Here is a 25,488-nt window from a genome sequence, read left to right on the forward strand (position 1 = left end):
GGATTGGCCCTAGGGTGGCACGCATGGACGCCCCAGGCAAGACCAATCCCATCCCGCTGCGCCACCGCTTCACGCGTCGCTTCGCGCAGCTGCAGCTGGGTCTGCTGGTGTACGGGGTGAGCATCGCCTTCCTGGTGCGGGCCCATCTGGGGCTCGATCCGTGGGACGTGTTCCAGCAGGGCATCTCGAAGCGCACCGGGCTGAGCCTGGGCACCGTGGTCTGCGCGGTCGGCGCGCTCGTGCTGCTGCTGTGGATCCCGCTGCGCCTGCGGCCGGGCCTGGGCACCGTCAGCAACGTGGTGGTCATCGGCGTCACCGCCGACCTGACCCTGCGGGTCGTGCCGGACGCCGGCGCGTGGTGGCTGCGGGGCGCGCTGATGGTCGCCGGCGTGGTGCTCAACGGGGTGGCGACGGCGCTCTACCTCGGCGCCCGCATGGGGCCCGGCCCGCGCGACGGGCTCATGACCGGCCTCGCCGCGCGGTACTCCTGGCTGTCGATCCGGGTCGCGCGCACGTCGATCGAGGTGACCGTGCTCGCCGCGGGCTTCCTGCTCGGCGGCTCGGTCGGCGTCGCCACCGTCCTGTACGCGTTCGGCATCGGCCCGCTCACGCAGCTGTTCCTGCCGCTGTTCGCGATGCGCGACCCGCGCCCGCTGCCGGCTCCGGCGGCGGCTCCCGCCTGACGCGCACCGCGCCGAGCAGCACCCCGCCGAGGATCGCGGCGCCACCGGCGGCGTCGTACCAGTGCAGGCGCTCGCCCAGCAGGAGCGCCGACGACAGCAGCGCGAACACCGGTGCGAGGGCCGCGAACGGGGCCACCGTCGCCGCGTCGTAGCGGGCGATCAGCCTGCCCCACACGCCGAAGCCGAACAGCGTGCTGAGGTAGGCGATGTACGCGATCGCGCCGAACGCGGTCAGGTCCAGGCCGCGCAGGCTGTGCCAGACCGCGGACGGCCCGTCGACGGAGAGGGTCAGCACGACCAGCGGCGGGGTCGCGACCGCGCTCACCCACACCATGAAGTTCAGCATGTCGGCGGCCTGCGCCTTGCGCATCGCGATGTTCGCCAACCCCCACGCCGCGCCCGCGGCCACGACCAGCAGGAACGCGCCGACCGGCCGGTCCAGGCCGAGCTGCGAGGCGATCAGCACGATTCCCGCCCCCGACAGCGCCACCCCGGCGAAGCGACGACGGCCCGGTCGGTCGCCCAGCAGTACCATCGCGAAAATCAAGGTGAAGACCACCTGGCTCTGCAGGACGAGCGCGGACAGCCCCGACGGCAGCCCGGCCGCCATCCCGGCGAAGAGCAGCGAGAACTTCACGACGCCGAGCGCCACCCCGGTCGCGACCACCCACCGCCACGGCACCTTCGGCCGCCCGACCAGCAGCACCGCGGGCAGCGCCGCCGCCCCGAACCGCAGCGCGCAGAACAGCAGCGGCGACATGCTGTCCAGCCCGACGTGGATGACCACGAAGTTCACGCCCCAGATCGCCGAGACCAGGATCGCCAGCGCGACGTCACGATGCTTCATGGGTCGATCGTCATCCCGGAAAACCGTGAAGCACCATCGAAAGGTTCTACACGATTGCTGTAGCATCGCTTCATGCTTGATCTGCCGAGGCTTCAGGCGCTGCGGGCCGTCGCCGTGTTCGGCACGGTCACGGCCGCCGCGGGCGCCCTGCACTGCACCCCGTCGGCGATCTCCCAGCACCTCGCCAAGCTCGAGCGGGAGACCGGAAGCACACTGGTGGAGAAGGACGGCCGGCGGCTGCGGCTGACCGAGGCCGGGCGGGTCCTGGTCGAGCACGCCGGCCGGATCCTCGCCGTCGTGGAGGAGGCCGAGGCCGCGCTCGCCGCCCACCGGGAGACGGTGTCCGGGCACCTGAGCATCGCCTCGTTCCCGACCGCGTGCCGCGGGCTGCTGCCGCACGCCCTGCGCAGCCTCGCCGTCGACCATCCGCAGCTGGAGCCGACCCTGCAGGAGGGCGACCGCGAGTCGTCGTTCGACGGGATCCTCCGCGGCACCGTCGACGTCGCGCTCCTCGACGAGTGGCTCGACATGCCGGCGACGTACCCGACCGGGGTCGCGAGCGTGGAGCTCGGCCTCGACGTCGGCGACCTCATCCTGCCCGTCGACCACCCCCTCGCCGGCTCGTCCGGCCCCGTCGGCCTCGACGCGCTGCGCGGCGAGCGGTGGATCGCCTCCAAGCCCGGCACCGTCTGCCACGAATGGCTGCAACGGATGCTGCCCGGCGCCCGCCCCACGATCCTCGTCAACGAGTTCGAGACGCAGCTGACCTTCGTCGCCGAGCGGCTCGGCGTCGCGTTCATCCCCCGGCTGGCCCGCAGCACCCTCCCGCCGGGCGTCGTCGCGCGCCCGATCACCCCCGAGGCCGCCCGCCGCGTCAGCGTCGCCTGGCGGGTCGCCGCCGGCGGCCGTCCCGCGATCTCCGCGACCGTCGCCGCGCTGCGCGATGCCTGGTCACACCGCGACCACTGGCCCGCCGACCACGGCATTCACGTCGTATAACCGCAGGTCATCGGGGCAATTCCGGGTTAAACGCTCACTCACTCATTCATTTCTGCGGGTTTCCCCGGCACCCCTTACATTGATGCCATGGCCATCTTCGGACGCACCCGCACAGCCACCGGCGCAGGCGTCCTGGCGACGCTGCTCCTCGTCCTGCTCTTCGGTAACCAGATCTTCTCGGAATGGGCCGACCGGCACGCGGACACCAACACCGTGTGGGGCTGGTTCCTGCATCTGCTCACCTGGCCCCGCTGGTGGCTCGTCCCCCACGACGACTCCGGCAAGGCCGCCCGCGAGCTGCTCGCGAACGACCTGAAGGCCCTCCTCCTCATCCTCTTCACCGCCCTCATCCTGGCCATCGCCGGCCGCTCCATCGTCACCGGCGGCGGCGCCTTCATCCTCGGCTGGGCATCGCTGATCTTCGGTGCCGCCCTCGCCGGCTTCGCCACCGACTTCCTGCTCTCCGACCCCACCCTGATCGGCGCCTTCAACGCCGCCGCGGCCGCCGCCGGCTACGGACTCTTCGTCGGCTGGCTCGTCGGCATCGCCGTCACCACCGGCAAACGCGGCGACTGACCCCCGCCACCAAGACGCTGTGCGATCTCCAGGCTGACCCCCAGAACCGGTGATCGCACGACGTCCCTCGCCCCCTCACGAGCAGGCCGGTCCACCCACCCAGCCCCATATCGGGGTAACGACCCCCACACAGCCTTACGCTCGCCCGCCCACAGGGCAGCGCAATCCACCGCATCCAACGGCCTTACGGCAACCGCCGCGCCTAACCGGTCCGCCCAGCAAACCGCCCTCGGAACGGCCGGGTCCTCCCGCACTGTCCACCGGAGACGCTCCCGCCAACCATTCATGATCCGGAAGACGTCGTGCGGCCACCGGTACAAGACCGACCGGATCACGGCACGCCAGTCATTCCAGCCACGCCCACGTCCGTGGAGCGGCCCCACGCCACGCCTCGCCCAGGGCACGGCCGGGTCGACCGCCCGCCGGACCGGCGCACACCCCAGCAGTTGTCAGCGGACGGGGTGACCGGCGTCCCGGAGGGTGGTCTTGACGTCGCCGATGGAGAGATCGCCGAAGTGGAAGACGCTGGCGGCGAGGACCGCGTCGGCGCCGGAGGCCACCGCCGGGGCGAAGTGCTCCAGGGCACCCGCGCCGCCGCTGGCGATGACCGGGATCGTCACGACCTCGCGGACGGCCTTAATGAGCTCCAGGTCGAAGCCGTCCTTGGTGCCGTCGGCGTCCATGGAGTTGAGCAGGATCTCACCCGCGCCGAGCTCGGCGACCCGGGCGGCCCACTCGACGGCGTCGAGGCCCGCGCCGCGGCGGCCGCCGTGGGTGGTCACCTCGAAGCCGCTCGGCTGGCCCGCGGCCCGGCGCACGTCCAGCGACAGCGTCAGCACCTGGTTGCCGAACCGTTCGGCGATCTCGGCGATCAGCTCCGGCCGGGCGATCGCGGCCGTGTTGACCCCGACCTTGTCCGCGCCGGCGCGCAGGAGGGTGTCGACGTCGGAGACGGCGCGGACGCCGCCGCCGACGGTGAGCGGGATGAACACCGTCTCCGCGGTCCGGCGGACCACGTCGAGCATCGTGGAGCGCCCGTCGGACGAGGCCGTCACGTCGAGGAAGACCAGCTCGTCGGCGCCCGCGGCGTCGTACGCGGCGCCGAGCTCCACCGGGTCGCCGGCGTCGCGGAGGTTGACGAAGTTGACGCCCTTGACGACCCGGCCCGCGTCGACGTCAAGACACGGGATGACCCGCACCGCGACGGTCATGACGGCTGCTCGGCCAGGACCTGGAGGGCGTCGGTGACGTCGAAGGCGCCCGCGTACAGGGCCTTGCCGACGATGACGCCCTCGACGCCGGCGGGTTCGAGGGCGGCGAGCTGGCGCAGGTCGTCGAGCTTGGAGACGCCGCCGCTGGCGATGACCGGCTTCTTGGTGCGGCCGGTGACCTCCAGCAGGAGGGTCAGGTTGGGCCCGGTGAGGGTGCCGTCGCGCATGACGTCGGTGACGACGTAGCGGGCGCAGCCGGCGCGCTCCAGGCGGTCGAGCACCTCGAACAGGTCGCCGCCCTCCTTGGTCCAGCCGCGCGCGGCGAGCTGGTGACCGCGGACGTCGAGCCCGACCGCGACCTGCTCGCCGTACGTCGCGCAGACGTGGTCGCACCAGTCGGGGTTCTCCAGGGCGGCGGTGCCGAGGTTGACCCGGGTCGCACCGGTCGACAGGGCCGCCCGCAGCGAGGCCTCGTCGCGGATGCCGCCGGACAGCTCGACCTGCACGTCGAGGCGGCGGACGACGTCGGCGAGGAGCTCGGCGTTGGAGCCCCGGCCGAACGCGGCGTCGAGGTCGACCAGGTGGATCCACTCGGCGCCCTGCCGCTGCCAGGCGAGGGCGGCCTCGAGCGGGTCGCCGTAGGCGGTTTCGCTGCCGGCGGCGCCCTGGACGAGACGGACCGCCTGGCCGTCGGCGACGTCGACTGCGGGCAGGAGCTGCAGGGCCATGGGTTAGATCCTTCGGTCCAGAACGAGCACGGTGAGCGCCGGGGTGGCGACGATGACGAGGGCACTGAGGCCGATCCGGGCCGCGACGGTGTCGACGAGCAGCCAGATGAACGTGAGTGCCACCAGGACGAGCAAGATGATGACGGAGCGCTGGCCACGGGAACGACGTGCGAAAAGCTTACCGGTCCGGCCGATCTTGACCTTCGGCACCAGCCGCCGGGCGGCGATCCGCCGGCGGCGACGGCGCTCGGCCTTGAGCAGGCGCTCGGCCCGCTCGGCCTCCAGCACCGCCCGCCGCCGGGCGCGTTCCTTAGACAAGGCTGCCGAGCCAGTTGGACAGCAGCGTCGCCCCCGCGTCGCCGGACTTCTCCGGGTGGAACTGGGTGGCTCGCAGCACCTCCGACTCGAACGCGGCGACGAACGGCTCGCCGTGCACCGTGGTCGCGACCTCGATGCCCGCGGCCCGCTGGGCCTCCACGGGCGTGGGCGCGTAGGAGTGCACGAAGTAGAACCGGGTGTCGGCGGGCAGGCCGGCGCCCAGGACCGTGCCGGCGGGCCAGGTCACCGTGTTCCACCCCATGTGGGGCACGACCGGGGCGCGCAGCCCGGTCACCGTGCCGGGCGCGAGGCCGAGGCCCTTGGTGACGACGCCGTGCTCCTCGCCCTCCTCGAACAGCACCTGCATGCCGACGCAGATGCCGAGCACCGGCGCGCCGACGCGGACCCGCTCGGCGATCGTCGGGCCGGCGCCGAGCTCGTCGATACCGGCCATGCAGGCCGCATACGCCCCGACGCCCGGCACGACAAGCCCGTCGGCCCGGGCCGCCTTGCCCAGGTCGGACGTGACCTCGACCTCGGCGCCGACCCTGGCGACGGCCCGCTCGGCGGAGCGCAGGTTGCCGGAGCCGTAGTCGAGGATGACCACCTTCTTCATGCCGTCCCCTTTACAGCCAGAGCAGCCCGCCGGCCGCGGCGACGGCGGCGAGCAGCAGCGTGATCACGAACGGCACCTTCGACGTGCTCTGCTGCCGCAGCGACAGCGCGCCGCCAAGCAGCAGCCCGGCGAGCCCGAGCAGCAGGATGCTCACCACGGGCCGGCCACCGATCCGGCGCCGCCGAGCCGACCGGCACCCACCGGCACCCCGCCGCCCCCGAAGGAAGCACCGCGCCCAGCGGCGCGGCGAGCGGCGCGCCCAGCGGCGCGGCCCAAGGCGCGACCGCCGACGGCGTCATCCCCGACGGCACGGCCCGAGGCACCACGCCCAGCGACGCCGGCCAGAGCGCCGCGCGCCGCGCGGCCGGACAGGACACCGCTCACAGGGCGCCCTTGGTGCTGGGCACCACGCCGGCGTTGCGGGGGTCGAGCGCGCACGCCTGGCGCAGCGCCCGGGCGACCGCCTTGAACTGGGCCTCGACGATGTGGTGCGCGTCGGGCTGGGCGCCGTGCCGGCCCGCCCGCAGGATGCTGACGTGCAGCGTGACCCGGGCCGAGTGGGCGAACGACTCCCAGATGTGCCGGGTCAGGCTGGTCGGGTAGTTGCCGCCGATGTGCGGGGCGATGTTCGCCGGCTCGTCGTGGACCATGTAGGGCCGCCCCGACAGGTCGACGACGGCGGAGGCCAGGACCTCGTCGAGCGGGACCTGGGCGTTGCCATAGCGGGTGACGCCCGCCTTGTCGCCCAGCGCCTCGGCGAACGCGGCGCCGAGCGCGAGCGCGGTGTCCTCGACCGTGTGGTGCGCGTCGATCTCGAGGTCGCCGACGGTGTGCACCCGCAGGTCGAACCCGCCGTGCTTGGCGATCTGGTTGAGCATGTGGTCGTAGAAGCCCACGCCGGTCGAGATCTCGCCGACCCCGGTGCCGTCGAGGTCGAGCTCCACGGAGACCTTGGTCTCCTTGGTGACCCGCTCGATCTTGGCGGTGCGACTCACAGCAACTCCTCCAGTGCGTTCAGGAAAGCGTCGGTCTCCTCGGGCGTGCCGGCGGTGACCCGCAGCCAGCCGGGGACGCCGACGTCGCGGATCAGCACGCCGCGGTCGAGCAGCGCCTGCCAGACACCCTTGCTGTCGCCGCGGGGCGCGCCGAAGAGCACGAAGTTGGCGTCGCTGTCGGCGACCGTCAGGCCCCAGCCGCGCAGCGTCTCGACGATCCGGTCGCGCTGGGCCTTGACCGCGTCGACGGTCGACAGGAGCGCGCCGGTGTGCGCGAGCGCCGCCCGCGCTGCGGCCTGGGTCAGCGCCGACAGGTGATACGGCAACCGCACCAGCTGCACGGCGTCGACGACGGCCTCGCCGGCCGCGAGATAGCCGACCCGCCCGCCGGCGAGCGCGAACGCCTTGCTCATCGTGCGGGTGACGACCAGCCGCGGGAACCGCTCGATCAGCGACAGCGCGAACGGCGTGCCGGGGCGCGCGAACTCCGCATACGCCTCGTCGACGATCACCATCCCGTCGGCCGCTTCGGCGACGGCCCGCACCACGTCGAGCGGCAGCGCGGTGCCGGTCGGGTTGTTGGGCGAGCAGAGGATGACCACGTCGGGCCGGTGCTCGCGGACCTTCGCGACGGCGTGCTCGGCGGTCAGCGTGAAATCGGCGTCGCGCCGCCCGTCGATCCACGCGGTGCCGGTGCCGGCGGCGAGCAGCGGGTGCATCGAATACGACGGGGTGAAGCCGAGCGCGGTGCGGCCCGGCCCGCCGAACGTCTGCAGCAGCTGCTGCTGGATCTCGTTGGACCCGTTGGCCGCCCACGTGTTGCGCCAGGTCAGCCCGTGCCGCAGGTATGCGGCGAGGTCGGTGCGCAGGGCGACGGCGTCGCGGTCCGGGTAGCGGTTGAGGTCGCGCAGGACGGCGGAGAGGGCCTTCTCCATCTCCGCGACGGCCTCGTCGGGCAGCGGATACGAGTTCTCGTTGGTGTTGAGCCGCACGGCCACGTCGAGCTGGGGCGCGCCATAGGGCGTCAGCCCGCGCAGCTCGTCGCGGAGCGGCAGGTCCTGCAGGCCGGTCACTGTGCGAACCTCACCTTCACGGCGGCGCCGTGCGCCGGCAGATCCTCGGCCTCGGACAGGGCGACGACGTGGTCGGCCACCTCGGCGAGGGCGTCGCGCCCGTATTCGATGAGCTGCACGCCGCGCAGGAACGTCTGCGTCGACAGCCCCGACGAGTGCCGGGCGCAGCCACCGGTGGGCAGCACGTGGTTGGACCCCGCGCAGTAGTCGCCGAGCGACACCGGCGACCAGGCGCCGACGAAGATGGCGCCCGCGTTCCAGACGCGCTCGGCGACGGCCCGCGCGTCGCGGGTCTGGATCTCCAGGTGCTCGGCACCGTAGGCGTCGACGACCCGCAGCCCCTGCTCCAGGTCGTCGACGATGACCGTGGCCGACTGGGTGCCGGTGAGCGCCTCGGTGACCCGCTGCAGGTGCTTGGTCGCCGCTACCTGCCGGGCGACCTCCGCCTCGACGGCCTCGACGAGCTCCAGCGACGGCGTGACGAGGACGCTCGCGGCGAGCGGGTCGTGCTCGGCCTGGCTGATCAGGTCGGCCGCGACGTGCCGCGGGTCGGCGGTGTCGTCGGCGAGGATCGCGATCTCGGTCGGCCCCGCCTCGGCGTCGATGCCGACGATGCCGCGGAGCATGCGCTTGGCGGCGGTGACCCAGATGTTGCCCGGGCCGGTGATCATGTCGACCGGCTCGCAGCCTTCCTGGTCGCCATAGCCGAACATGGCGACCGCCTGCGCGCCACCGACCGCGTAGACCTCGTCGACGCCGAGCAGCGCGCACGCCGCCAGGATGTTGACGTTGGGCAGGCCGGTGTCCTTCTGCGGCGGGCTGGTGACCGCGATCGACGGCACGCCCGCGACCTGCGCCGGCACCACATTCATGATCACGCTCGACGGGTACACGGCGAGACCGCCCGGCACATAGAGCCCCACCCGGCGGACCGGCACCCACCGCTGCGTGACGGTGCCGCTGGTGCTCAGCAAGGTCGTCACCTCGGTGCGCCGCTGGTCGCCGTGGACCTTGCGGGCCCGCTTGATCGACTCGAGCAGCGCGGCCCGCACGGCCGGGTCGAGCCCGGCCTCGGCCTTGGCGATCGCCTCGGCCGGCACCCGCAGGTCGGTCAGCTCCACCCCGTCGAGCCGGCGGGTGGCGTCACGGACCGCGCTCGCCCCATGCTCGTGGACCGCCTCGACGATCGGGCGCACCTGCTCGGTGGCGACGGAGACATCCAGGGCGGCACGGGGCAGCAGACGGCGCGGATCCGTGGTGGAGCCGCGCAGGTCGATCCGGTTCAGCACCCTTGGGAGTCTAGGCGGAACCACCGACAATTATTCGGTCGCGTCCCGCTGTGCGGGCTGTCGGGATTGCGCCCAGCGCCAGTTCAGCTCGGCCGCGTCCGGCGGCGGGCCGGGCAGCACGGACCGCAGGTCAGTGCCGTCCCGCCGCATCCCGTCCAGCAGCAGGGCCAGCTGGCGGCGGCGCAGCTCGGCGGTGCGGTCGCGGTCCGGCACGCGGATCGCCGCGCACGCCTCCAGGATCAGCGTGACGTCCGCCACCACGACGTCCGGGCGCAGCCCGCCGTCCTCGTGCGCCCGCCGCACCAGGTCACCCGCGAGCACACCCGCCCGCACCGCATCCGCGCGCATCTCTGGGGTCGAGGTGAACGTGCCGGCGAGGTGCACGGTGAGCGAGTGCACGTCCGCCTCGACGACCCCGCGCAGGAACCGCACCAGCGCCGCCCACCCGTCCGGCTCCTCGGCGGCCGCCTCCGCCTCCGCGACGAAGGTGCGCAGACCGTCGTGGCACAGCGTGCGGAGCAGGTCGTCCTTGCCCTTGTACCGCCGGTACAAGGCGCTGATCCCGACCCCGGCCCGCTCGGCGACGGCGGCGATCGGCGCCTTCGGGTCCTCCAGGAACACGTCGCGCGCCGCGGCGAGGATCACACCGTCGTTGCGGGCCGCCTGCACACGCCGGCCGGACAGGTTCGTCATGCCGCCACTGTACCGCCTGAGCGGAACGGACCGTTCCGGTCTGCCTCATTCGACGCTCATCTGTTTCGCAGTAGCCGTCACGGTGCGGCAAACGGGGTCCGCTCGGCTAGGCTTCGCCCGTGGAGGAAGCGAACGAACCCGAGCGGACCCTCCTGCCGCTGTTCCCTCTCGGCACCGTGCTGTTCCCGGGGCTGGTCCTGCCCCTGCACGTGTTCGAGCCCCGCTACCGCACGCTCGTCCAGCACCTCGCGGAGCTGCCCGCCGACCTCCCGCGCGAGTTCGGCGTGATCGCGATCCGCCGCGGCTGGGAAGTCGGCCGCGTCGAGGGGGAGGTCGGAGAGACCACCGACGCGTCGATCACCGCCGGCGAGGCCCTGTCGCTGTACGAGATCGGCTGCGCCGCCGAGATCCGCCAGCTGACCGAGCTCGCCGACGGCCGCTTCGACCTCATGACCGTCGGCCGCCGCCGTTTCCGCCTGCTCGGCCTCGCCCGCAACGACGCCCCGTACCTCACCGGCGAGATCGAATGGCTCCCCGAGCCGAAGGGCGAACCCGACCGCGAGGAGGAACTGGCGGCCGGCGTCCTCGCCGCGTTCCAGCAGTACCTGAAGGCGGTCCGCAGCGACGAGGACGGCGACGGCGAGCAGCTGCCCGACGACCCGACCGTCCTGTCACACCTGGTCGCCGCCACGGCGTCGCTGACCCTGGAGGACCGGCAGTCACTGCTCGCCGAGCCCGACACGACCAGCCGCCTGAAAGCCGAACGCGCCCTCCTCCGCCGCGAGGCCGCCCTCCTCGGCCAGGTCCGCGCCGTCCCGGTCGCCCTGTCCGACCTGGCCGTCCCCTCCAGCCCGAACTGACCCCCGCAGCCCCTGCGCCGCCAGCCTCGCCCGGACACGGCACGGGGACGGCGACAAGCCAGGCCGAAGGCAGGGCCGTTCCCGAGACCACGGACAGGGCCGCGCAAGGACGGGATGAGTCGGACCGTAGCCAGTGCCGCTCCGAGACCACGGACGGACGGAAACGAGTCCGCCCCCGAAGCGGTGCCCAGCACAAGGCCAGGGACAGGACCAGGCCGAACCCGCGCCCGCGACACGGGACGATGACGGGGATGAGCCGGACCTGAGGCGGTGCCGAGAACGGGCGACCACGAACGGGCACGACCCGAGGACGGGGAGGTGGCTCAGCGTCGGGGTTGGGCTCTCGGGGCTGGAGATGCGGACCGGGTCGGGCTGGGTCGTGTCGGGTCGGGTGCGGATCAGGTCGGGTCGGGTGCGGGTGGGGTCGAGGCGCCAGGCGGGGCGGCGTCGTGTTGGCCTGCGGAGGTCTGGGCAGCCGCACCGGACGGACCGGAGGCGGGCTTGCGGAGGTCGGGGCGGCCCGGTGCGGGATCGTCGTGTGGCTGAGGGGTGGGCTGACCGCCAGCGGCCGGGGTGCCGGTGCTGGACTGGGTGCCGGTGGGCGGGGCGGGCCACGGTGAAGGGCTTGCTGGAGACTCGCCCCCGGTGGTGGGTTGGCTGAAGGAGGCGTCGGTCGGGGGGCCGCCGTGGCCGGGATGCGGATAGCCGGGGTGCTCGGGCGCGGGCCAGGGCTGAGCGGGCTGATCGAAGCCGTGCTGGGCGGCGGGGCCGGGGTAGACGGGGCCGGGCCGGGCAGGGTCGAGTGAGCCGAACACGGGATGGGCGGGGCCGGCGTAGGGGCCCACGTTGTCCGGGTGGCCGGCGTAGGGGCCGCCGCCGTCCGGGTAGCCGGCATAGGGGCCGCCGCCGTCCGGGTAGCCGGCGTGGTACGGGTCGCCGGTGGGCACGTCCGGGTCAGGGTCGTGGGTCAGGGTGGGCGACGTGTGGAAGCCCGCGAGGCACGTGTACACCACGGCGGCCACGAGGGCCTGGATGAGCAGGGATCCACGGACCCACGGGACGAAGCCGTGCCACAGGCTGGCCTCGCCGGCGCGGACCTTGGCGGGGCGGAAGATGTGGGTGTCGACGGGGGCGTGCTCGGCCAGGTCGAGGTAGTGCGCATAGCCGATCTTGTTGCCGAGCCACGCAGCCAGGGCGGCCGCCGCGGCCGAGCCGACGACGAGGCCGGCGAGGATGAACGGGCCCCGGTAGCGGCGCAGGATGACCCAGGCGGCGACGGCGATCAGAATCCCGGCCGCCGCGCCGAGGATCATGAACCAGCCGTCGTCGGCGAAGTAGCCTTCGGGCTCGCCGTCGATGGGATAGGGGCCATACGGCGTCTGGACCAGCTCCACCTTCGGCGCGATCCACGACCACAGCAGGCCGACGGGGGCGCCGAGCGCGACCACCACGGCGGCGACGATCAGGCCGAACAGGGCCTCCAGCCCGAGTGACCGGCGCCGCGGCGGGGACGGCTTGGGAAGCTCCGGCTGGTCGATCGGCTCGATCGGGGCGATGCTCACCATCCCATCCTGCCAGGCCCGGCGCCGGCGCCCCGACCCGTGCCGCCGCCCGCGGGCACACCGCCCGCCGGGCCACCGCCGGGAGGCACATCGCCGGTCGAACCACCGCCGGCGGGCACACCGCCGCCGGGCACCGCGGCCGGCCCCAGCAGCGACGTGAGCTCCCGGAGCAGCTCGGCGGTGACCGTGACCCGCTGCGGCCCGATCGAGATGAGGGTGCGCCTCGGGCCGTTGACCAGGTCGACCTGCACCTCGGTGGGGCCGGGATGCCGGCCGACGACCTCCCGCAGCCGCTCGACGAGCGGCGTGGTGCACCGGTCCGGCGGCAGGGAGAGCACCAGCGGCCCGTCGGCGGGAGCGGCCGGGGCGGTCAGGTCGGGGACGGACAGGTCGCCGGCCATCAGGCGGGGCGCCTCCTCGCGGCGGTCGACGCGACCCTTCACCGACACCACCGCGTCCTCGGCGATGTACTGCCCGATCAGCTCATACGTGTTGGGGAAGAACATCACCTCGACGGCGCCGTCCAGGTCCTCCAGCGTCGCCGACGCCCACGGGCGGCCCTGGCGGGTGACGCGGCGCTGCACGCCGGAGAGGATGCCCGCGAGGATCACGGACGTGCCGTCGGGCACGGTCTCCTCGTCGGCGAGGGCGGCCACGGAACGGTCGGCGGAGCGGCGCAGCACCTCCTCCAGCCCGCGCAGCGGGTGGTCGGAGACGTAGAGGCCGAGCATCTCGCGCTCGAAGGCGAGCCGCTCCGCCTTGTCCCACTCGATGGCGGGGACGGGCGGCGACGCGACGAGGGCCGCGGAGCCGAACAGGTCGAACTGGCCGATGGCCTCGTTGCGCTTGGTGATCATGACGGACTCGACGGCGTCGGCGTGGACGGCGATCAGGCCGCGCCGGGTGTGGCCGAGGGAGTCGAAGGCGCCGGCCTTGATGAGCGACTCGATCGTCTTCTTGTTGCACACGACCTGGTCGACCTTGGCGAGGAAGTCGTAGAAGTCGGTGTACGGCCGGGCGCGCACGATCGCCGCGACGACCGCCGGCCCGACGTTGCGCACGGCGCTGAGGCCGAAGCGGATGTCGGCGCCGACGGCGGAGAAGCGGCCCTGCGAGGCGTTGACGTCGGGTGGCAGGACGCGGATGCCCATCCGGCGGCACTCGGCGAGGTAGAAGGCGGAGCGGTCCTTGTCGCCGCCGATCGAGGTGAGCAGCCCGCTCATGTACTCGGCGGGATAGTTGGCCTTCAGGTACGCGGTCCAGTAGGCGACGAGCCCATAGGCCGCGCTGTGCGCCTTGTTGAACGCGTAGTCGGAGAAGGGCACGAGCAGGTCCCACAGGGTGCGGATCGCGTCGGCGGAATAGCCGCGCTCGCGCATGCCGGCGGAGAACGGCGCGAACTCGCGGTCGAGGATCTCCTTCTTCTTCTTGCCCATTGCGCGGCGCAGCAGGTCGGCGGCGCCGAGGGAGTAGCCGGCGACGCGCTGCGCGATCGCCATGACCTGCTCCTGGTAGACGATCAGGCCGTAGGTGTCGCCGAGGATGTCGGCGAGGGGCTCGGCCAGCTCGGGGTGGATCGGGGTGACGGGGCGGCGCCCGTTCTTGCGGTCGGCGTATTCGGTGTGCGCGTTGGCGCCCATCGGGCCGGGCCGGTAGAGCGCGCCGACGGCGGAGATGTCGGCGAACGCGTCGGGCGCCATGGAGCGCAGCAGGGCGCGGACGGGGCCGCCGTCGAACTGGAAGACGCCGATCGTGTCGCCGCGGGACAGCAGCTCGTAGGTCGCCTTGTCGTCGAGCGGCACGCTCTCCACCGCGAGGTCGACCCCCCGGTTCTGCCGGATCGCGTCGAGGGCGTCGTCGAGGATGGTGAGGTTGCGCAGGCCGAGGAGGTCCATCTTGAGCAGGCCGATGTCCTCGCACGCGCCCATGTCCCACTGGGTGATGATCGCGCCGTCCTGCTCGCGGCGGTGGACGGGCAGCACGTCGAGCAGCGGCTCGCGGGACAGGATGACGCCGGCGGCGTGCACACCCCACTGCCGCTTGAGCCCTTCGAGGCCGCGGGCGGTGTCGACGACGGTGCGGACCTCCTGCTCGCCCTCGTAGAGCCGGCGCAGCTCGGCGGCCTCCTGGTAGCGCGGGTGGGCCTGGTCGAAGGCGCCGCTGAGCGGCATGTCGCGGCCGAGCACCGGCGGCGGGACGACCTTCGTGATCCGCTCGCCGACGGAGAACGGCAGGCCGAGGACCCGGGCCGAGTCCTTGATCGCGGCCTTCGCCTTGATCGTGCCGAACGTGATGATCTGGGAGACGCGGTCGTCGCCATAGCGCTCGGTGGCGTAGCGGATGACCTCGCCGCGGCGGCGCTCGTCGAAGTCCATGTCGATGTCGGGCATGCTGACCCGCTCGGGGTTGAGGAACCGCTCGAAGAGCAGCCCGTGTTCGAGCGGGTCGAGCTGGGTGATGCCGAGCGCATACGCGATGAGGGCGCCGGCGGCGGAGCCGCGGCCGGGACCCACCCGGATGCCCTCGCGGCGGGCGTGGGCGACGAGGTCGGCGACGACGAGGAAGTAGCCCGGATAGCCCATGCTGCTGATCACGGACAGCTCATAGTCGGCCTGGCGGGCGTGGTCGGCCGGGATCCCCGCCGGGAAGCGCCGGGCCAGGCCGCGCAGCACCTCGGCCCGCAGCCACGAGTCCTCGGTCTCGCCCTCCGGCACCGGGAACCGCGGCATGAGGTCGCGGTGCGCGAACACCGGCGCGTAGGAACCGATGCGCTCCGCGACGGCGAGGGTGGCGTCGCAGGCGCCGGGCACCTCGGCGTCCCACAGGGCGCGCATCTCCCCGGCGGACTTGAGGTAGAAGTCGCGGGCGTCGAACTTGAACCGCTTCGGGTCGGCGAGGGTCGTCGCGGACTGCACGCACAGCAGCACCTCGTGGGCGTCGGCATCGCCGGGGTGCGTGTAGTGCAGGTCGTTGGTGGCGACCGGGGTCAGGCCGAGCCGCTTGCCGAGCCGCAGCAGGTCCTGCCGGACGCGGGTCTCGATGCCGAGGCCGTGGTCCATCAGCTCGAGATACAGGTTGCCGGGGCCGAAGATGTCGCGCAGCTCGGCGGCCGCGGCGCAGGCCCGCTCGAAGTCGCCGATGCGCAGCAGCGTCTGCACCTCGCCGGAGGGGCAGCCGGTGGTGGCGATCACCCCGCGCGAATACTCGGCCAGCAGCTCACGGTCGGCGCGCGGCTTGTAGAAGTAGCCTTCGATGCTGGACCGCGACGACAGCCTGAACAGGTTGCGCAGCCCGGTCTCGTCGGCGGCGAGCATGGTCAGGTGCGTGTACGCGCCGCCGCCGGAGACGTCGTCCTCGCCGCCGGCCGCCCAGCGGACCCGGGTGCGGTCGCCCCGGTGGGTGCCGGGGGTCAGATACGCCTCGATGCCGAGGATCGGCTTGATCCCGGCGGCGACGGCCTGCCGGTGGAAGTCGTAGGCACCGAACATGTTGCCGTGGTCGGTCATGGCGAGCGCGGGCTGGCCGAGCCGGGCCGCCTCGGAGAACAGGGACCCGAGCCGGGCGGCCCCGTCCAGCATCGAATACTCGGTGTGCACGTGCAGATGTACGAACGACTCCCCCACGTCGCAGAACCTATCCCCGGGGTACGACACTTTGCGAGACTCGCAGCATGATCGACCGTGACCGTCTGGGCGCACTGTTGCGCCGCGAGCGAGCCGCCTTCGCCGACCGTAACCCACGCTCCGCCGAGGAGTACGCGAACGCCGGGAACCTGTTCGGCCGCGTCCCGATGACCTGGATGAACAAGAACGCCGCCGGTTTCCCGCTCTACCTGGCCACGGCCCGGGGCGCGACGCTCACCGACGTCGACGGTCACGAGTACACCGACTTCTGCCTCGGCGACACGGCCGCCATGGCGGGGCACGCCCCGGAGGCGACTCGGAAGGCGGCGCAGGAGCAGTTCGCGAACGGCGCCTGCGCCATGCTCCCCACCCCGGACGCGGCCTGGGTGGGCAAGGAGCTCACCAGGCGGTTCGGCGTCACCGAGTGGAGCTTCGCGCTCACCGCCACCGACGCCAACCGCTGGGCCATCCGCCTGCTGCGCGCCGTCACCGGACGGCCGAAGATCCTCTTCAACAGCTACTGCTACCACGGGTCGGTCGACGAGTCGCTGATCGTGACGAGCGACCAGGGCCCGCGCAGCCGCGAGGGCAACGTCGGCGCCCCCTGCGACGTCACCACCACCAGCCGGGTCGCGGAGTACAACGACCTCGAAGGCCTCGAGCGCGAGCTCGCGCACGGCGACGTCGCCGCGGTCGTCATGGAGCCGGCCCTGACCAACATCGGCATCGTGCTGCCGGAGCCGGGCTACCTCGAAGGCGTGCGGGAGCTGACGCGGAAGTACGGCACGTACCTGGTCAACGACGAGACCCACACGTTCTCCGCCGGCCCGGGCGGCGCCACGGGACGCTGGGGGCTGGAGCCGGACGTGGTCACGATCGGCAAGGCGATCGGCGGCGGCATCCCGGCGGCCGCCTACGGGCTCTCCACCGAGATCGCACGGCACATCGGTCAGCGAAAGGACCTCGACCTCATCGACATGGGCGGCGTCGGCGGCACCCTCGCCGGCAACGCGCTGTCCATCGCCGCGACCAGGGCGACCCTGGAGCACGTGCTGACCGACGAGGCGTTCACCGGGATGGAGCGCCTCGCGGAGCGGTTCGAGGCAGGCACGAAGCAGGTCATCGACTCGCACGGCCTGCCGTGGTCGGTGAGCCGGCTCGGCGCCCGCGTCGAGTACCGCTTCGCGAACCCGGCCCCGCGCAACGGCACCGACAGCGCGAAAGCCGCGGACGCGGACCTTGAGGACTACCTGCACGTGTACCTGGCGAACCGGGGCATCCTGCTCACGCCGTTCCACAACATGGCGCTCATGTCACCGGCCACCACGGAACAGCAGGTGGATCAGCACGCCGTCGTGTTCGGCGCGGCGATCGAGGAGCTTCAGCGCGCGTAGGGGTCCATCATCACGGCCGCCGCCCGCAGCCACGCGCGCTTCGTCGCCGGCGCCAGCATCGTGTACTCGATGTTGGAGCCGCTCTCGAGCGCCGGGTCGTACGGCACGACGACGACGGCTCTGGTCCGGGAGCGGAAGTGCCCGGCCAGGTCGTCGATGAGCGGCGTCGGGTTGGGCGTCGGGCAGGACAGCAGGGTCACCGCGTTGGCGACGAGCTCGTCCATGCCGGCCTCGTCGAGCAGGTCGAGCATCCAGTCGGCCGTGAACGCCGCGTCCTCCCGCGGGACGCTGGTCACGACCAGCTGGTCCGCGGTCTGCAGGACGGTCTGCCAGTTGGGGCTCTCCACGTTGTTGCCGGTGTCGACGCAGATCACGTCGTGGGTGCGGCGCAGCAGCTCCAGGACGCGGCGCACCGTGTGCGGGTCGAGCCGCTGCGCGAAGCGCGGGTTCTCCTCGCCGGCGAGGACGTCGTACGAGCCGTCCGAGGCGTGCCGCAGGTAGTCGTCGAGCTGGTCGTACAGGTCGTAGCCGGAGGCGTTCTCCACCCGGACGAGGTCGGCGATGAGGTGCCGGATGGTGCGGGCGTGCCGGGCGCTGCCGGCGCGCAGGCCGAGGGTGCCGCGCAGCTCGTTGTCGTCCCAGGCGATGACGCCCTTGCCGCGCACGCTGCCGATGGTGGCGGCGGTCAGCACGGTCGCGGTGGTCTTGTGGACCCCGCCCTTCGGGTTGGCGAAGGCGAGGACCTTGGGGGTCGGGATCTCCTGGCGCAGGACCTGCACCATCTGCTCGGTCGGGTCCGCCGGGCGGGCTTGATACTCCACCTGAGGACCTCGACGACTCTCATAGGGGTCGACGACCCGACGCTGCGACGGAGCGTCGGCGAGGGGGCGCGTGCCGTTGGGATGCATTGGCTCGTCATCGTAGGGCCGCGCGGGCGGATATGGGGCGCTGGGGCGCTCGAACCTTCCGTCGTAATCCAGATCACCCGGGCTTGACCGGCCGAGCAGGGCCCGGTCCAGCAGCGAGCGCCAACGGGCGGGCGGCTCCGACGACCTGTCCCAACTGGCATCGGCCCGCTCTGCCACGCTGGCCCTCCCTCCGCACCGCAGCGTCCACCCGTACCCCAGGCTACGGACCGAACACTATTCGGACCACACCTGCGGGAGCATCCCCTGCATCAACTGCACGACAGGCCGAAGAGATATCGCCTCAGGACGGACCGGCCGACGCGGAGGCGGCCGACAGAGGCCCCGCGACCTGTGCCTGCTCTGGCAGCGGCGGCAGGAACACCGTCCGGTCGAGGCGGCGCAGGTCGGTGATCGGATCGACGGCGCGGGTCTCCGGGCGGGCCGCGACGGCCCGCAGCCCGGCCGGCGCGGCGTAGATCACCGCGGCGTAGACGCACGAGCAGTGCTCCCGGTACGCGGTCGCCTCCTTGTCGGCGATGATCGCCCCGTCGAGGTACACGGCACGGACGTCGCCGGGCTGGTCGGCGGCCTTGTCGAGCAGCTGTCGGTAGTGCGCGGCCTCCCCGGTCTTGCGGGCGGCGGTCGCGTCCATCGCCTTCACCACGTCGGAGGGCACCTCGTAGGCGCCGAGACGGACCAGCTCCGTCTGCTCGCCCGGCAGCGGCACCCGCGCGAAGACACTCGACAGGGCGACACCCGAGAGCACCGGGGTCAGCCGGTCGGGGCCGAGGTACGCGGTGAACGACACCAGCGCGTACACGGACTGTTCACCCGTGAGTGCGGCCAGCTCGTCGGCGGAGCTCCGCACGTACACCGGGATCGAGCCGCCCTCGTCGACGCCGACGCGCAGCACGTCGCCCAGGGAGGGGTCGCTGCGCTGGTGCCGCTGCGCGCCGTGGACGACCAGCAGGGTCGCCGTGACCGCGACCAGCGCGACCACGGCGGTGAAGACGCGCAGGCGGACGGCGCCCCGGAACAGCCGGGCGAGGACGTTGCCGGCGGCGGGGAGCAGCCGCTGGTCGAGCCGCTGGAAGAAGTTCATCGCGCGTCGAGCGTCGCACAGGCAAGTTGCACGCCTCTTGACAGGGGTGACCAGTGAAGACTATCTATCAGGAAGGTTTCCTAATAGAAAGGTGCCTTCGTGAGAGCTCCCGCCATCGCGACCGCCGTCGCCGCCCTCGGTGCCGCCGTCGCGTTCATGGTCGCCGCCCCCGCCCAGGCGGCCGCCACGCTCCCCGCCCACGTGTTCGCCCCGTACTTCGAGGCGTACAACGGCGACAGCCTCAACGGGCTGTCCCAGCAGTCCGGGGTCAAGCACCTGACCCTGGCCTTCGTCCAGACCGCGACCCGCGGCTCGTGCACCGTCTACTTCAACGGCGACACGTCCATGCCGATCGCGAACTCGACGTTCGGCGCCGACATCGCCGCGATCCGCGCCCGCGGCGGCGACGTCATCCCCAGCTTCGGCGGCTACGCGGCCGACAACGGCGGCACCGAGATCGCCGACAGCTGCACCGACGTCAACCAGATCGCCGCCCAGTTCCAGAAGGTGATCACCACGTACGACGTGACCCGCATCGACCTGGACATCGAGGACAACTCGCTGACCAACACCGCGGGCATCGACCGGCGCAACAAGGCGATCAAGCTGACCGAGGACTGGGCCGCCGCCAACGGCCGGACCGTGCAGTTCCAGTACACGCTGCCGACCACCACGACCGGGCTCGCCCCCAGCGGCCTCGCCGTGCTGCGCAACGCGGTCACCAACAACGCCCGGATCGACTACGTCAACCAGATGACGTTCGACTACTACGACAACCAGCCGCACCAGATGGCCCAGGACACGATCACCGCGTCCAACGGGCTGCACACGCAGCTCGGGCAGCTGTGGCCGGCCAAGACGGCGGCGCAGCGGTGGGCCATGATCGGCGTCACCGAGATGATCGGCGTCGACGACTTCGGCCCCGCCGAGACGTTCACCCTCGCCGACGCCCGTACCGTGCTCAACTGGGCCAACCAGCAGGGCATCGCGGCGCTGTCGTTCTGGGCGCTGCAACGCGACAACGGCAGCTGCCCCGGCGGCGCGGCGGCCGACAACTGCTCCGGCATCCAGCAGCAGACCTGGGAGTTCTCCCACATCTTCAACCCGTTCACCAGCGGCGACAGCGGCCCCGGCTCGCCCAGCCCGTCGGTGTCGAAGAGCCCGAGCACCAGCCCCAGCACGAGCCCGAGCCCGAGCACCCCGCCCGGCAGCGGCATCGTCAACGGCGGCTTCGAGACCGGTGCCCTGAGCCCGTGGACGTGCGCGCTCGGCAGCGTCGTCACCACCCCCGTGCACGGCGGCACGAAGGCGCTCAAGGCGGCCGCGTCCAGCTCGGACACCGCGCAGTGCTCGCAGACCGTCGGCGTGTCTGCGAACCGCACGTACACGCTGAGCGCCTGGGTGCAGGGCAACTACGCGTTCCTCGGCGCCACCACCGGCACCGGCGACGTGAGCACCTGGACGCCGGGCGGATCGACCTGGACGAAGCTCACCGTCACGGTCAACACGGGCAGCTCCACCTCGATCAAGGTGTGGGTGCACGGTTGGTACGGCACGGGCACGATCTACGCCGACGACGTCACCCTCGTGTAGCACTGTCTTCGCCAAGAAACCTGACCGCCGCGGTTCATCCACGGCCGGACCACGGCGGTCAGGCCGCGAGGACCTCCAGGGCGTTGCTGAGGTCCTGCGGGTAGTCGCTGACGAACGACACGTACTCGCCCTCACGCGGGTGGATGAAGCCCAGCTCCCGGGCGTGCAGCCACTGCCGCCCCAGCCCCAGCCGGGCCGACAGCGTCGGATCCGCGCCGTACGTGGTGTCACCGACGCACGGGTGCCGCAGCGCGGAGAAGTGCACCCGGATCTGGTGGGTGCGCCCCGTCTCCAGCTTGACGTCGAGCAGGCTCGCCGACGGGAACGCCTCGATCGTGTCGTAGTGCGTGATGCTCGGCCGGCCGCCGGAGACGACCGCGAACTTGTAGTCGTGGCCGGGATGCCGGTCGATCGGGGCGTCGATGGTGCCGCGCAACGGGTCCGGGTGGCCCTGGACGACCGTGTGGTACCGCTTCTCGACCTCGCGGTCCTTGAACGCCCGCTTCAGGATGCTGTAGGCCATTTCGCTCTTCGCGACGACCATGAGCCCGGTGGTGCCGACGTCGAGGCGGTGCACGACCCCCTGGCGCTCGGCGGCGCCGCTGGTCGCGATCGTCAGCCCCATCGCGGCGAGCCCGCCGATGACCGTCGGACCCGTCCAGCCCGGGCTCGGGTGCGCGGCGACACCGACCGGCTTGTCGACCACGACGATGTCGTCGTCGCTGTACACGATGCGCAGGCCGTCGACGGGGATGGCCTCGACCGTGACCTCCGACGGCGGCGCGGGCAGGGTCACCTCGAGCCAGGCGCCACCGGTGACCTTGTCGGACTTCGCCCGGATCTGCCCGTCGACGGCGACGTCACCCGCCTCGACCAGCGCCGCCGCCACGGTCCGGCTGAAGCCGAACAGCCTGGTAAGCGCCTGGTCCAGGCGGCTGCCGTCGAGCCCGTCGGGGACGGGCATCGACCGGGTCTCACGCATCGCTGGGGTCCTTGCCGACCCGGCCGCTGGGCCCGTAGCCCAGCGAGAGCGGGTTGGACTCGGCGGGCTCGCCCTTCCCGGCCCGGGTGCCGTCGCGGCGGCGGCCCGTGAACTCCAGCAGGATCGCCAGCGCCACGCCGACCGTCAGCGCCGAGTCGGCGATGTTGAACACCGGGAAGTGCCCCGCGTGGTCGTCGAGGAAGCTGAACATGTCCACGACGTGCCCGTGGAACGGCTTCGGCGCCCGGAAGATCCGGTCGCCGAGGTTGCCCGTGGCGCCGCCCAGGATGAGGCCGAGCGCGACCGCCCATGGCACAGAGACGGTCGTGCGGACCATGACGAGCAGCCAGGCGATCACCGCCGAGGCGATGATCGGGAAGACCCACGTCAGGTCGCTGAACATGCTGAATGCCGCGCCGCTGTTGCGGGCGTAGATCACATAGATCAGGCCGCCGAGCAGCTTCACCGGCTCGCCGTGCGCGATGACGGAGGTGGTCCACTCCTTCACCGCGAGGTCGATGCCGATCACCACGACCGCGACAGCGCCGAACAGGCTCCAGGCCTTTCGCCGGCTGCCGCGGGGGGTGGTCGTGGTGATGTCGTCCTGGGTGGTCAGCGCCGCTCCTCCAACTGCTTGCAGGTGACGCAGAGCGTAGCCGACGGGAACGCCGCCAGCCGCTCGACCGGGATCGCGTTGCCGCACTTCTCACACCAGCCGTAGCCGCCCTCGTCGAGCCGCTCCAGGGCCCGCTCGACCTGGTTGACCCGCTCGAGGATGTTGTTGGCGAGGGTGATCTCCTGCTCGCGCTCGAACGTCTTGGTGCCGGTATCGGCCTGGTCGTCGCCCGCCGAGTCGGTGAGCCGGTGCTGCTGCAGCTCGGCGATCTCGGCCAGGGTCTGGTCGTGCTCCGCCTTGAGCTCGTCGCGCCGCTCGATCAGCGCGACGCGGATCTTCTCCGTCTCCGCGGCGGTGCGCGTGCCACGGGCCTTGGCTGCGGCGGTCTTCGGTTCGGCGGTCTTGGCCATCGTGGCTCCCTTGGCCGCACGAGCGGCGATCGGCGACGTGTTGGATGTGGTGCCTGAGCCGCCCGCGTCGTCCGCAAGCCCCCCAGTGTTGCCGCGCTTGCTCTGCGCCGACGTGGTGCTGTTCCCCCGAGCCGCCGCTTGCCGAGTGCCGCGTTTCTGTGCTGTTGTCACAGTGGTCACACGCGTCACATCAGCGGCGTCATGCTGCCCGGCGGTGCTCGCGGACGTGCCTTTCGGCACGCCACCCGCTCGCTCGGCCATGGCTTCCCCCAGATGCAAAACGGGCGCGCGACGCGCCGTCGCGCACTCCAGTGGCTGGCAAGAATACGGAATGTACACGCGTCCGACAAACATGCCACACGCATTCCGACCAATTGGATCAGTTATTGGCGCCGATCCTCGCCATGTTCGGCAAACCAGCGCGCAAGTCTTCCTCGCCTGCTCACCGCTCGCAGCCTGCGCTCCGCCGCGTCACGCACCTGCTCGGTGGCGACGATCAGCAGACTGTCGCGGGTCTTGAGGCGGGTCTGCGATTCCGGCACGAACGCGCCGCCGTCGCGAAGCACCAGCGTCACGACCGCACCGACAGGCAATCGTAGCTCGTCCACGTGCACGCCGTTGAGCTTCGAGCCGACCGGCACCTCAAGCTGCAGCAGGTCAGCGCCCATCCGCTCCAGCGGCGCCGACTCCACCTGCAGGTCGGTCGTCTCGCCGGGTGCCGCCACGCCCAGCCGCTTCGCGACCGGTGGCAGCGTCACCCCCTGCACCGCCGTGTAGACCACGACCAGCACGAACACGACGTTGAACAGCGTCTGCGCGCCCGGCAGGCCGGCCGACAGCGGGATCGTGGCGAGCACGACCGGGACCGCGCCGCGCAGCCCCGCCCACGACAGGAACGCCTGGTCGCGCCAGCCGTACCGGAACGGGGTGACGCTGACCAGCACCGACAGCGGCCGCGCGAGCAGGATCAGCACCAGGCCGACGACCAGCGCCGGCAGCACCGCGGCGCCGAGCTCGCTGGGCGACGCGAGCAGGCCGAGCAGCACGAACAGCCCGATCTGGGCGAGCCACGCCAACCCGTCCGCGAAACCGAGCATGGCCCTGCGGTGCGGCAGCCGGGAGTTGCCGAGCACGACACCGGTCACGTACACCGCCAGGAAGCCCGACGCGTGCGCGACGGAGCCGACCGCGTACGCCAGCACGGTCAAGCCGACCGCGGCCAGGGGGTACAGGCCGGCGGACGGCAGCGCGGCGCGGCGCAGCGCCCAGGCCCCACCCAACCCGACGACGAGCCCGATGACGGCGCCGGCGAGCAGCTCGTAGCCGACCAGGCCCAGCTGCTCCCACCACGGGCCGGTGACCCCCTCCGGCAGCGACAGCAGCACGACCAGGATCACCACCGGCGCGTCGTTGATGCCGGACTCGGCCTCCAGGATCGCGGCGAGCCGCGGCCGGACCGGCATCCTGCGCAGCGTGGAGAAGACGGCCGCGGCGTCCGTGGAGGACAGCACCGCCCCGTACAGGAGCGACTGCTGCCAACCGGCGCCGAGCGCGAAGTGCGTGATCACACCGACCACCGCCACACTCACCGCGACGCCCACCGTCGACAGCACCACGGCCGGCCCCAGCACCGGACGCAGCGTCGACCAGCGGGCCGTCAGACCACCCTCGGCGATGATCACCACGAGCGCACAGATGCCGAGGGTACGGGTGAGCTCCGCGTTCTCGAAGTTGATGCCGAGCCCCGCCTCGCCGATCACGACACCCAGCAGCAGGTACACCAGAAGGCTGGGCAGACCGAGCCGCACCGACAGACGCACCGCACCCACGCAGACCAGCAGCACCGCCGCGCCGATGAGCAGCGCCAGGTTGAACTCGTGGCTCAATGCGAGGGGTCCATCAGCGCGGCCAGCCGTGCGGCGTGCCCCTCCGGCAACGTCTCGGGCAGCTCCACGAGCTTGTCCCGGCTGGCGGCGCCCGCCTTCAGCCGCAGCGCCGACGGCCGCAGCCCCAGCGCGCCGGCGAGGGCCTTCAGCGCGGCCTCGGTGGCCTGCCCGTCAACGGGGCGGGCGCCGACCGCGACGATCAGCGCCGGGCCGTACGGTCCGGCGTGGCTCCCGCCGACCGCGGTGCGCGAGGCACCCGGCTTGACACGGATCGCGATGGTGGGCATGCCTTATTGTGAAGGTTCACCCGTTCGTGGGCGATCGACCAGACCGGTGGATCATCACCCGGACCGGTCACCTCCCACCACCCGACACCCGCAGCTACTTTGCCGCTACTTAAGGTAATAACTCCGAGATCAATTTCTCCCGATACGTTACGGTGTAGGACAAGGCCGCCGTCACCGCCGAGGTCCCCGACGTGCCCCGCGAACGACGCCCCTGCCGGGTCCGTCGCCCCCAGCACG

At 72.2% G+C, this 25,488-nt stretch carries 24 protein-coding genes and 1 pseudogene; 6 read left to right on the forward strand and 19 right to left on the reverse strand.

Annotated features, from left to right (window positions below; all coding sequences use genetic code 11):
* The first annotated feature begins 23 nt into the window (after positions 1-23).
* Complete coding sequence (locus ABZ321_RS31530; RefSeq protein WP_354898037.1) at positions 24-683, forward strand: hypothetical protein; 660 nt, start codon at positions 24-26, stop codon at positions 681-683.
* Here ABZ321_RS31530 and ABZ321_RS31535 read toward each other — a convergent pair.
* Positions 607-1,530 (reverse strand): EamA family transporter, encoded by a 924-nt coding sequence (locus ABZ321_RS31535; RefSeq protein WP_344503952.1) that lies wholly within the window; start codon positions 1,528-1,530, stop codon positions 607-609. The genes ABZ321_RS31530 and ABZ321_RS31535 overlap by 77 nt on opposite strands.
* A 72-nt stretch (positions 1,531-1,602) precedes the next feature.
* Here ABZ321_RS31535 and ABZ321_RS31540 point away from each other — a divergent pair, with 72 nt between their 5' ends.
* Positions 1,603-2,529 (forward strand): LysR family transcriptional regulator, encoded by a 927-nt coding sequence (locus tag ABZ321_RS31540; protein ID WP_354898040.1) that lies wholly within the window; start codon positions 1,603-1,605, stop codon positions 2,527-2,529.
* 87 nt (positions 2,530-2,616) lie between these two features.
* Complete coding sequence (locus ABZ321_RS31545) at positions 2,617-3,105, forward strand: hypothetical protein (protein ID WP_344503950.1); 489 nt, start codon at positions 2,617-2,619, stop codon at positions 3,103-3,105.
* 449 nt (positions 3,106-3,554) lie between these two features.
* On the opposite strand, the gene hisF is transcribed toward ABZ321_RS31545, so the two are convergent.
* The 9 genes from hisF to ABZ321_RS31590 all read right to left on the reverse strand — a co-directional run bounded on the left by hisF (position 3,555) and on the right by ABZ321_RS31590 (position 10,028).
* Complete coding sequence (gene hisF / locus ABZ321_RS31550) at positions 3,555-4,316, reverse strand: imidazole glycerol phosphate synthase subunit HisF (protein WP_344503949.1); 762 nt, start codon at positions 4,314-4,316, stop codon at positions 3,555-3,557.
* Complete coding sequence (gene priA / locus ABZ321_RS31555; RefSeq protein ID WP_354898044.1) at positions 4,313-5,044, reverse strand: bifunctional 1-(5-phosphoribosyl)-5-((5-phosphoribosylamino)methylideneamino)imidazole-4-carboxamide isomerase/phosphoribosylanthranilate isomerase PriA; 732 nt, start codon at positions 5,042-5,044, stop codon at positions 4,313-4,315. Before priA ends, hisF begins: the two co-directional genes overlap by 4 nt.
* 3 nt (positions 5,045-5,047) lie before the next feature.
* Positions 5,048-5,362: a hypothetical protein gene (locus ABZ321_RS31560; RefSeq protein WP_344503947.1), complete on the reverse strand. Its 315-nt coding sequence runs from the start codon at positions 5,360-5,362 to the stop codon at positions 5,048-5,050.
* Positions 5,355-5,978, reverse strand: coding sequence for an imidazole glycerol phosphate synthase subunit HisH (hisH, locus tag ABZ321_RS31565; RefSeq protein WP_344503946.1), 624 nt, complete (start codon positions 5,976-5,978; stop codon positions 5,355-5,357). Before hisH ends, ABZ321_RS31560 begins: the two co-directional genes overlap by 8 nt.
* Positions 5,979-5,988: 10 nt before the next feature.
* Complete coding sequence (locus ABZ321_RS31570) at positions 5,989-6,135, reverse strand: hypothetical protein (RefSeq protein ID WP_344503945.1); 147 nt, start codon at positions 6,133-6,135, stop codon at positions 5,989-5,991.
* A 223-nt stretch (positions 6,136-6,358) separates the two neighbouring features.
* Entirely contained in the window at positions 6,359-6,973 is a 615-nt protein-coding gene (gene hisB / locus ABZ321_RS31575; protein WP_344503944.1) for an imidazoleglycerol-phosphate dehydratase HisB, read from the reverse strand.
* The gene (locus tag ABZ321_RS31580) at positions 6,970-8,046 is read right to left on the reverse strand and encodes a histidinol-phosphate transaminase (RefSeq protein ID WP_354898049.1); all 1,077 of its coding nucleotides are present in this window, start codon (positions 8,044-8,046) and stop codon (positions 6,970-6,972) included. Before ABZ321_RS31580 ends, hisB begins: the two co-directional genes overlap by 4 nt.
* Positions 8,043-9,335: a histidinol dehydrogenase gene (gene hisD / locus ABZ321_RS31585; protein ID WP_344503942.1), complete on the reverse strand. Its 1,293-nt coding sequence runs from the start codon at positions 9,333-9,335 to the stop codon at positions 8,043-8,045. Before hisD ends, ABZ321_RS31580 begins: the two co-directional genes overlap by 4 nt.
* A gap of 30 nt (positions 9,336-9,365) precedes the next feature.
* Positions 9,366-10,028 (reverse strand): helix-turn-helix domain-containing protein, encoded by a 663-nt coding sequence (locus ABZ321_RS31590; protein ID WP_344503941.1) that lies wholly within the window; start codon positions 10,026-10,028, stop codon positions 9,366-9,368.
* A 119-nt stretch (positions 10,029-10,147) separates the two neighbouring features.
* Between ABZ321_RS31590 and ABZ321_RS31595 the strand changes: the two genes are divergently transcribed.
* Positions 10,148-10,888, forward strand: coding sequence for an LON peptidase substrate-binding domain-containing protein (locus ABZ321_RS31595; protein WP_354898052.1), 741 nt, complete (start codon positions 10,148-10,150; stop codon positions 10,886-10,888).
* A gap of 398 nt (positions 10,889-11,286) precedes the next feature.
* Here the strand turns inward: ABZ321_RS31595 and ABZ321_RS31600 are convergent, their stop codons facing one another.
* Both ABZ321_RS31600 and dnaE read right to left on the reverse strand, forming a co-directional pair.
* Positions 11,287-12,450, reverse strand: coding sequence for a DUF2567 domain-containing protein (locus ABZ321_RS31600; protein ID WP_354898055.1), 1,164 nt, complete (start codon positions 12,448-12,450; stop codon positions 11,287-11,289).
* Between the two features lie 131 nt (positions 12,451-12,581).
* Positions 12,582-16,073 (reverse strand): annotated as a pseudogene (gene dnaE, locus ABZ321_RS31605) (DNA polymerase III subunit alpha); the annotation flags it as partial.
* Positions 16,074-16,120: 47 nt separating this feature from the next.
* Between dnaE and ABZ321_RS31610 the strand changes: the two are divergent.
* Positions 16,121-17,467, forward strand: a complete 1,347-nt coding sequence (locus ABZ321_RS31610; RefSeq protein ID WP_354898058.1) for a transaminase — start codon at positions 16,121-16,123, stop codon at positions 17,465-17,467.
* Here ABZ321_RS31610 and ABZ321_RS31615 read toward each other — a convergent pair.
* Positions 17,455-18,576 carry an AAA family ATPase gene (locus tag ABZ321_RS31615; RefSeq protein ID WP_344504035.1) on the reverse strand — a complete coding sequence of 374 codons (1,122 nt, stop codon included), beginning with the start codon at positions 18,574-18,576 and terminating at the stop codon, positions 17,455-17,457. The two genes, ABZ321_RS31610 and ABZ321_RS31615, sit on opposite strands and share 13 nt — an antisense overlap.
* Positions 18,577-18,676: 100 nt before the next feature.
* Positions 18,677-19,477, reverse strand: coding sequence for a hypothetical protein (locus ABZ321_RS31620; protein WP_344503937.1), 801 nt, complete (start codon positions 19,475-19,477; stop codon positions 18,677-18,679).
* Positions 19,478-19,576: 99 nt separating this feature from the next.
* On the opposite strand from ABZ321_RS31620, the gene ABZ321_RS31625 reads away from it, so the two are divergent.
* On the forward strand, positions 19,577-21,070 hold the full coding sequence (locus ABZ321_RS31625) for a glycosyl hydrolase family 18 protein (protein WP_354898061.1): 1,494 nt from the start codon (positions 19,577-19,579) through the stop codon (positions 21,068-21,070).
* Between the two features lie 58 nt (positions 21,071-21,128).
* Here ABZ321_RS31625 and ABZ321_RS31630 read toward each other — a convergent pair whose 3' ends face one another.
* From ABZ321_RS31630 to ABZ321_RS31650, 5 genes are all read right to left on the reverse strand, one after another.
* Positions 21,129-22,052 carry an RluA family pseudouridine synthase gene (locus tag ABZ321_RS31630; RefSeq protein ID WP_344503935.1) on the reverse strand — a complete coding sequence of 308 codons (924 nt, stop codon included), beginning with the start codon at positions 22,050-22,052 and terminating at the stop codon, positions 21,129-21,131.
* A complete protein-coding gene (lspA, locus tag ABZ321_RS31635; RefSeq protein WP_344504034.1) occupies positions 22,045-22,650 on the reverse strand; it encodes a signal peptidase II in 606 nt (201 codons plus the stop codon). Before lspA ends, ABZ321_RS31630 begins: the two co-directional genes overlap by 8 nt.
* A 14-nt stretch (positions 22,651-22,664) precedes the next feature.
* A complete protein-coding gene (locus tag ABZ321_RS31640; RefSeq protein WP_344503934.1) occupies positions 22,665-23,078 on the reverse strand; it encodes a TraR/DksA family transcriptional regulator in 414 nt (137 codons plus the stop codon).
* A gap of 383 nt (positions 23,079-23,461) precedes the next feature.
* Positions 23,462-24,964, reverse strand: a complete 1,503-nt coding sequence (locus ABZ321_RS31645; protein ID WP_344503933.1) for a potassium/proton antiporter — start codon at positions 24,962-24,964, stop codon at positions 23,462-23,464.
* Complete coding sequence (locus tag ABZ321_RS31650) at positions 24,961-25,251, reverse strand: DUF167 domain-containing protein (RefSeq protein ID WP_344503932.1); 291 nt, start codon at positions 25,249-25,251, stop codon at positions 24,961-24,963. Before ABZ321_RS31650 ends, ABZ321_RS31645 begins: the two co-directional genes overlap by 4 nt.
* Between the last annotated feature and the right edge of the window lie 237 nt (positions 25,252-25,488).

This window comes from Dactylosporangium sp. NPDC006015 (assembly GCF_040614215.1).
GTDB classification, from domain to species: domain Bacteria; phylum Actinomycetota; class Actinomycetes; order Mycobacteriales; family Micromonosporaceae; genus Dactylosporangium; species Dactylosporangium maewongense.

Coding starts and splice junctions, on each gene's coding strand:
- ABZ321_RS31530 (WP_354898037.1), top strand. CDS start 24: ATGGACGCCCCAGGCAAGACCAATCCCATCCCGCTGCGCCACCGCTTC.
- ABZ321_RS31535 (WP_344503952.1), bottom strand. CDS start 1,530: ATGAAGCATCGTGACGTCGCGCTGGCGATCCTGGTCTCGGCGATCTGG.
- ABZ321_RS31540 (WP_354898040.1), top strand. CDS start 1,603: ATGCTTGATCTGCCGAGGCTTCAGGCGCTGCGGGCCGTCGCCGTGTTC.
- ABZ321_RS31545 (WP_344503950.1), top strand. CDS start 2,617: ATGGCCATCTTCGGACGCACCCGCACAGCCACCGGCGCAGGCGTCCTG.
- hisF (WP_344503949.1), bottom strand. CDS start 4,316: ATGACCGTCGCGGTGCGGGTCATCCCGTGTCTTGACGTCGACGCGGGC.
- priA (WP_354898044.1), bottom strand. CDS start 5,044: ATGGCCCTGCAGCTCCTGCCCGCAGTCGACGTCGCCGACGGCCAGGCG.
- hisH (WP_344503946.1), bottom strand. CDS start 5,978: ATGAAGAAGGTGGTCATCCTCGACTACGGCTCCGGCAACCTGCGCTCC.
- ABZ321_RS31590 (WP_344503941.1), bottom strand. CDS start 10,028: ATGACGAACCTGTCCGGCCGGCGTGTGCAGGCGGCCCGCAACGACGGT.
- ABZ321_RS31610 (WP_354898058.1), top strand. CDS start 16,121: ATGATCGACCGTGACCGTCTGGGCGCACTGTTGCGCCGCGAGCGAGCC.
- ABZ321_RS31620 (WP_344503937.1), bottom strand. CDS start 19,477: ATGAACTTCTTCCAGCGGCTCGACCAGCGGCTGCTCCCCGCCGCCGGC.
- ABZ321_RS31630 (WP_344503935.1), bottom strand. CDS start 22,052: ATGCGTGAGACCCGGTCGATGCCCGTCCCCGACGGGCTCGACGGCAGC.
- ABZ321_RS31640 (WP_344503934.1), bottom strand. CDS start 23,078: ATGGCCAAGACCGCCGAACCGAAGACCGCCGCAGCCAAGGCCCGTGGC.
- ABZ321_RS31650 (WP_344503932.1), bottom strand. CDS start 25,251: ATGCCCACCATCGCGATCCGTGTCAAGCCGGGTGCCTCGCGCACCGCG.